At 42.6% G+C, this 4,779-nt stretch carries 7 protein-coding genes; 6 read left to right on the top strand and 1 reads right to left on the bottom strand.

The window, feature by feature from the left end; all coding sequences use genetic code 11:
* The 6 genes from VNZ46_RS09245 to VNZ46_RS09220 all read left to right on the top strand — a co-directional run.
* The coding region (locus VNZ46_RS09245; protein ID WP_325559843.1) for an aminotransferase class V-fold PLP-dependent enzyme at positions 1-612 on the top strand (612 nt) is incomplete at its 5' end.
* Complete coding sequence (locus VNZ46_RS09240; RefSeq protein WP_325559841.1) at positions 612-1,058, top strand: SufE family protein; 447 nt, start codon at positions 612-614, stop codon at positions 1,056-1,058. The genes VNZ46_RS09245 and VNZ46_RS09240, both read left to right, overlap by 1 nt.
* Before the next feature lie 3 nt (positions 1,059-1,061).
* Positions 1,062-1,376, top strand: coding sequence for an iron-sulfur cluster assembly protein (locus VNZ46_RS09235; RefSeq protein ID WP_133780436.1), 315 nt, complete (start codon positions 1,062-1,064; stop codon positions 1,374-1,376).
* A 17-nt stretch (positions 1,377-1,393) separates the two neighbouring features.
* Positions 1,394-1,858: an Rrf2 family transcriptional regulator gene (locus VNZ46_RS09230; RefSeq protein ID WP_325559839.1), complete on the top strand. Its 465-nt coding sequence runs from the start codon at positions 1,394-1,396 to the stop codon at positions 1,856-1,858.
* An 8-nt stretch (positions 1,859-1,866) separates the two neighbouring features.
* Positions 1,867-3,054: a nicotinate phosphoribosyltransferase gene (pncB, locus tag VNZ46_RS09225; RefSeq protein ID WP_325559837.1), complete on the top strand. Its 1,188-nt coding sequence runs from the start codon at positions 1,867-1,869 to the stop codon at positions 3,052-3,054.
* 45 nt (positions 3,055-3,099) lie between these two features.
* Entirely contained in the window at positions 3,100-3,522 is a 423-nt protein-coding gene (locus VNZ46_RS09220; protein ID WP_133780439.1) for a secondary thiamine-phosphate synthase enzyme YjbQ, read from the top strand.
* Here VNZ46_RS09220 and VNZ46_RS09215 read toward each other — a convergent pair.
* Positions 3,503-4,779 (bottom strand): glycoside hydrolase family 28 protein (locus VNZ46_RS09215; protein WP_325559836.1); only part of this gene is annotated, 1,277 nt, incomplete at its 5' end. The genes VNZ46_RS09220 and VNZ46_RS09215 overlap by 20 nt on opposite strands.

Genomic DNA, 4,779 nt, shown 5'->3' with positions numbered 1-4,779 from the left:
TCGGCGGTACATCTGGATATAGATGTGCAGGATCTGGATTGTGATTTCTTCGCATTTTCGGCGCATAAGGTATATGGCCCGACAGGTATAGGTGTGCTTTATGGTAAAAAGGAATTGCTGGACAGTATGCCCGTTTTTCAGGGTGGCGGAGAAATGATCAAAGAAGTGACCTTTGAAAAAACAACCTATAATGATCTTCCTTATAAATATGAAGCCGGCACACCAAACATTGCAGATACCATTGCCTTCAAAACAGCTTTGGATTTTGTAAAAGAAATTGGTAAAGCATCTATCAGGGAACATGAAAACAATTTATTGGATTATGCTACTGCACAACTACAACAAATTCCGGGACTTCGGATCATTGGTGAAGCCAGGGAAAAAGTAAGTTTAGTCTCTTTTGTTATCAAAGGCATCCACCCCCAGGACATTGGCATCATTCTGGATAATATGGGCATTGCTGTGCGAACCGGTCATCATTGCACTCAACCCTTGATGAAACGTTTTGGAATTCCAGGTACGGTAAGAGCCTCTTTTGCTCTATACAACACCAGAGATGAAATAGATATACTGATCAATGGTCTGCAAAAGGCCATAAAAATGTTATTGTAATGAGTAAAAAATCCATCATAGAAACGGAGCAGGAGATTATAGATGATTTCTCTTTATTTGATTCCTGGGAAGATAAATATGAATATATTATTGACCTGGGAAAAAAACTGCCGCTTCTGGAAGAACAATATAAAACAGAAGAAAATAAGATTAAGGGCTGCCAATCTACAGTTTGGCTGGTGGCCAGCTTTCGGGATGGGAAGGTCTTCTTTAAAGCCGACAGTGATGCGGTGATTGTTAAAGGCCTGGTCAGTATGCTGATCACCGTTCTTTCCGGACATCAGCCCGATGAAATTATTGCCGCTAAACTAGATTTTATCAGGGAAATAGGAATGTTTACCCATCTGGCACAAACCCGTTCTAATGGCTTACTTGCTATGATAAAACAAATGAAAAATTATGCGATTGCTTATAAAACGATCCAGGGAATAGAACAAAAGCAATAGATCATGGATAAAGAAGAGTTAAAACAAAAAGTAATTGACTGTCTGCAGACCATATATGACCCGGAAATACCCGTGAGCATTTATGAACTGGGACTCATCTACGAAACCGATATCCTTCCGCCATTAAACAATGTGCAGATTGTGATGACACTGACTGCTCCGGGATGCCCCGCGGCGCAGTCTATTCCACTGGAAGTGGAACAAAAGATTAAACAGATTGAAGGGGTTAATGAGGTCTCTGTAGTGGTGACCTGGGATCCGCCATGGACCAGGGATATGATGTCTGAAGCTGCACAGCTCGAATTAGGAATGTTATAGCACATAAATAAATTACCATGAAGATTACAGCCCAGGAAGAATATGGACTGCGGATATTGCTCCGTATTGCCAGATCGGACAGAGAGGAGGGACTAAGTATTCCTGCCATCAGCGAAGCAGAAGGCTTGTCTTCAGCCTATGTAGGCAAATTGACACGCATTTTGCGTTTATCGGGTTACATTAACAGTACGCCGGGTTATAAGGGTGGTTATATACTGGCCCGCAATCCCGAGCAGATCAATATCAATCAGGCCTTAAAAGCACTGGGAGGCTCTTTATTTGACAAAAGTTTTTGTGAAGAATATCCGGGTGCAGTTAAACTCTGTACCAATTCTATAGATTGTTCTGTACGGTCCCTTTGGCAAATGATACAACTTACAGTTGACCAGTTGCTGGATAAGGTTTCTTTACAGGACCTGATCAGCCCGGAACAGGAGTCTGGTTTCCTGCTCAAATCTATTCTGGAACAGAATTTGAAATAGATTTATCTATGCATATACCTCCATCTCCCGCTTTCACGTCTATTTTAGACAACGACTTTTACAAATTCACCATGCAGCAGGGCGTTATTCGTCTCTTTCCTGGTGCTAAAGCCCGCTATCAGTTCATCAACAGAGGAAAGCATATGTTCCCCGAAGGCTTCTCCCAGGCCCTGAGAGCAGCTGTTGACGCCATGGCCCAACTGAAGCTAAGTAAAGAGGAAAAGCACTTTCTACAGGTAACCTGCCCCTATCTTGATCCTGTTTACCTGGATTTTTTAGAAGGATACCGTTACAATCCTGAAGAAGTGCATATTGAGCAGCATGGGGAGCAGCTGGAGGTACATATTGAAGGCCTTTGGTACAGATCCATCTTATGGGAAGTACCGATCATGTCGTTAATATGTGAACTTTACTACACCATGACCGGCGCTGTCCGCATCAGCAACGAAGAAGTCATGGAGGTGACCAGAAAGAAAATTGAAAAATATAAGGCACTAGGGGTTACATTTGCGGAATTCGGCACCCGCAGGCGCTACTCCTACCAGGTACATCGCCTGGTGTTACAGGCTTTAAAAGAACATGGAGAAGGCTCCTTTATTGGAACCAGCAATGTCCATATGGCCATGTTATATCAAACTAAACCTATTGGAACACATGCCCATGAATGGTTCATGTTTCATGCGGCCCGTTACGGCTTTAAAATGGCCAATGCCACCGGGCTCGAAAATTGGGTCCGTGTGTACAGAGGCGATTTGGGTATTGCCCTTTCAGACACCTATACTACAGAGGTCTTTTTTAAACAGTTCGACAAGATGTTTTCAAAGCTTTTTGATGGCGTAAGACATGACAGTGGAGACCCGCTTCAGTTTGCAGACCAGGTCATCGGGCATTACAATAAGCTCGGTATTGATCCTAAAACAAAAGTCATTATTTTCTCTGACGGGTTAAATTATGATAAGGCGGCTCGCATTGCGCGTTATTGCCAGGGAAAAATCGGCCTTTCTTTTGGCATAGGAACAAACTTTACCAATGACGTGGGACCTCAGGCAATGAATATCGTGATCAAAATGACACAGGCACAACCGCAAGATGGGGAGTGGACAGATGTGGTGAAACTTTCAGATGAACATGGTAAATATACGGGAAGTGAAAAAATGATTGGCCTGGCCAAAACCATACTTGAAATCAAAGAATAATATTTTAATTTATAGAGGCTGTTCTCAGGGAACAGGGCAAAAAACATGAGGATCTACCAGCAGAGTTTAAGACTGAAAGAGAGAAAAAGAGGCTTTCATTTGATTACAGAAGAAGTAACTAATGGTTTACCAGAGATCAGTGAAATTGATAAGGGTTCCTGCCAGATATTTATACAGCATACCTCTGCCTCTTTAACGATCAATGAAAATGCCGACCCAACGGTTAGAAAAGATTTTGAGATGTTTTTTAACAAGACTGTCCCGGAGAATGATCCGGATTATCTTCATGATGACGAGGGACCTGATGATATGCCGGCACATCTTAAGGCAGCGCTGCTTGGAAACTCCTTAACCATTCCCATCCGTCATGGAAAGCTGGCATTAGGCATCTGGCAGGGTATTTATTTATGTGAGCACCGGGATTACGGAGGCCCAAGGAATTTAGTGATTACTGCTTTTGGGGAATAGCCAAGCTGCTTTTTACCAACTCAATATTTTTGCTTTTACGGTCGGACTGTACAAAGCTCGAAGCAATTCCACGGGCATTTACTCTCGAAATAACCGCCCTGTTTACTTCTTCCAGCCTGATTATGGCTGCTGCACCACTTGTAGATGGAATATTCCAGTCTTTCAGTAAAATATCTTTGCCATCTTCGCAGACAAAGGCCGGCCTTAATTCATTACTGTCCAGCTTAAAAGAGATATTCATCAATTTTAAACCTTCTACATGCCTGGCCCAAATCCCATAGGCTGGAATTGTTGGCCCAAAGGTTTTGACTTCGGGATACTGGTCGACCGCTTCAGGAACCTTCCATAGCGCATGTTCTGCCGTACCACCCCCTGCAAGGGCAATATCAATATTTTCCAGGGTTAAATTTTTTACTGGATGCCCCGGAATGCCTGTAATCAGTATACCAGAAGCTGGTGTGAGTTGTGCTATGGCTGAAGCTTTTGCTTTTACATTTCTAATGGTTACATTTTCCAAAGTACCTGTTTGTTGCTGTATGTCTGTTTTTTTTCTGAATACACTCAACCTGGAGCCTAATCGAATTAATATTGGTGTTTTCACCTCTACCATGGTTATATTAAAAATTTCTACGTTGCGCAGATGTGCACCGTCTACTGTAAGTAATTTAATTCCACCATTACTGGTATTATAAATATAACAATCTGAAATTCTGATATTTTCAAAGGCTGCCATAGATTCTGTTCCCATTTTAATGGCGGCCTGATTACTCTTCAGTCGCATACCTGAAACCTGTATATTGCTGCAGGCCATTTTACTGGAGGTTGTTTTGAAGCATAGCGCATCATCCCCGCTTTCTATATCACAGTTCTGAATTTTAACATTCTGGCAACCGTCTATATCAATCCCATCGTTATGGGCTACCCCGTAACTTACAATCTTTACCTTATTGATGCTGATGTTTCTGCTTTGAAAATAATGAGAGGTCCAGGCACCTGCATATTGCAGGGTTACGTCTTTGAGCCGGACATCTGTACAGCGTACAACCCTCAGCAAGAATGGCCTTCTTCCCCATCGTTGTCCTTCGGGGCGGGTATCTTTTAAAATATGACGCGCTTTAAGTGCTGTGCCCTGACCATCAATAATTCCTTCGCCTTCTATTCCTATATGTTGCACGTCAATTGCAGCAACCAGCGCCCAGCCTACATCTATCCCCAGTCCTTCTGTAAAAGGATCCAGGTTCTTATAATCTTCTATAG

The organism is Pedobacter sp. (assembly GCF_035566355.1).
Lineage (GTDB): Bacteria > Bacteroidota > Bacteroidia > Sphingobacteriales > Sphingobacteriaceae > Pedobacter.
This window is presented reverse-complemented; position numbering and strand designations above follow the sequence as displayed.

Excerpts from the sequence above, each read along its gene's own strand:
- VNZ46_RS09240 (WP_325559841.1), top strand. The coding sequence starts at position 612 with ATGAGTAAAAAATCCATCATAGAAACGGAGCAGGAGATTATAGATGAT.
- VNZ46_RS09235 (WP_133780436.1), top strand. The coding sequence starts at position 1,062 with ATGGATAAAGAAGAGTTAAAACAAAAAGTAATTGACTGTCTGCAGACC.
- VNZ46_RS09230 (WP_325559839.1), top strand. The coding sequence starts at position 1,394 with ATGAAGATTACAGCCCAGGAAGAATATGGACTGCGGATATTGCTCCGT.
- pncB (WP_325559837.1), top strand. The coding sequence starts at position 1,867 with ATGCATATACCTCCATCTCCCGCTTTCACGTCTATTTTAGACAACGAC.
- VNZ46_RS09220 (WP_133780439.1), top strand. The coding sequence starts at position 3,100 with ATGAGGATCTACCAGCAGAGTTTAAGACTGAAAGAGAGAAAAAGAGGC.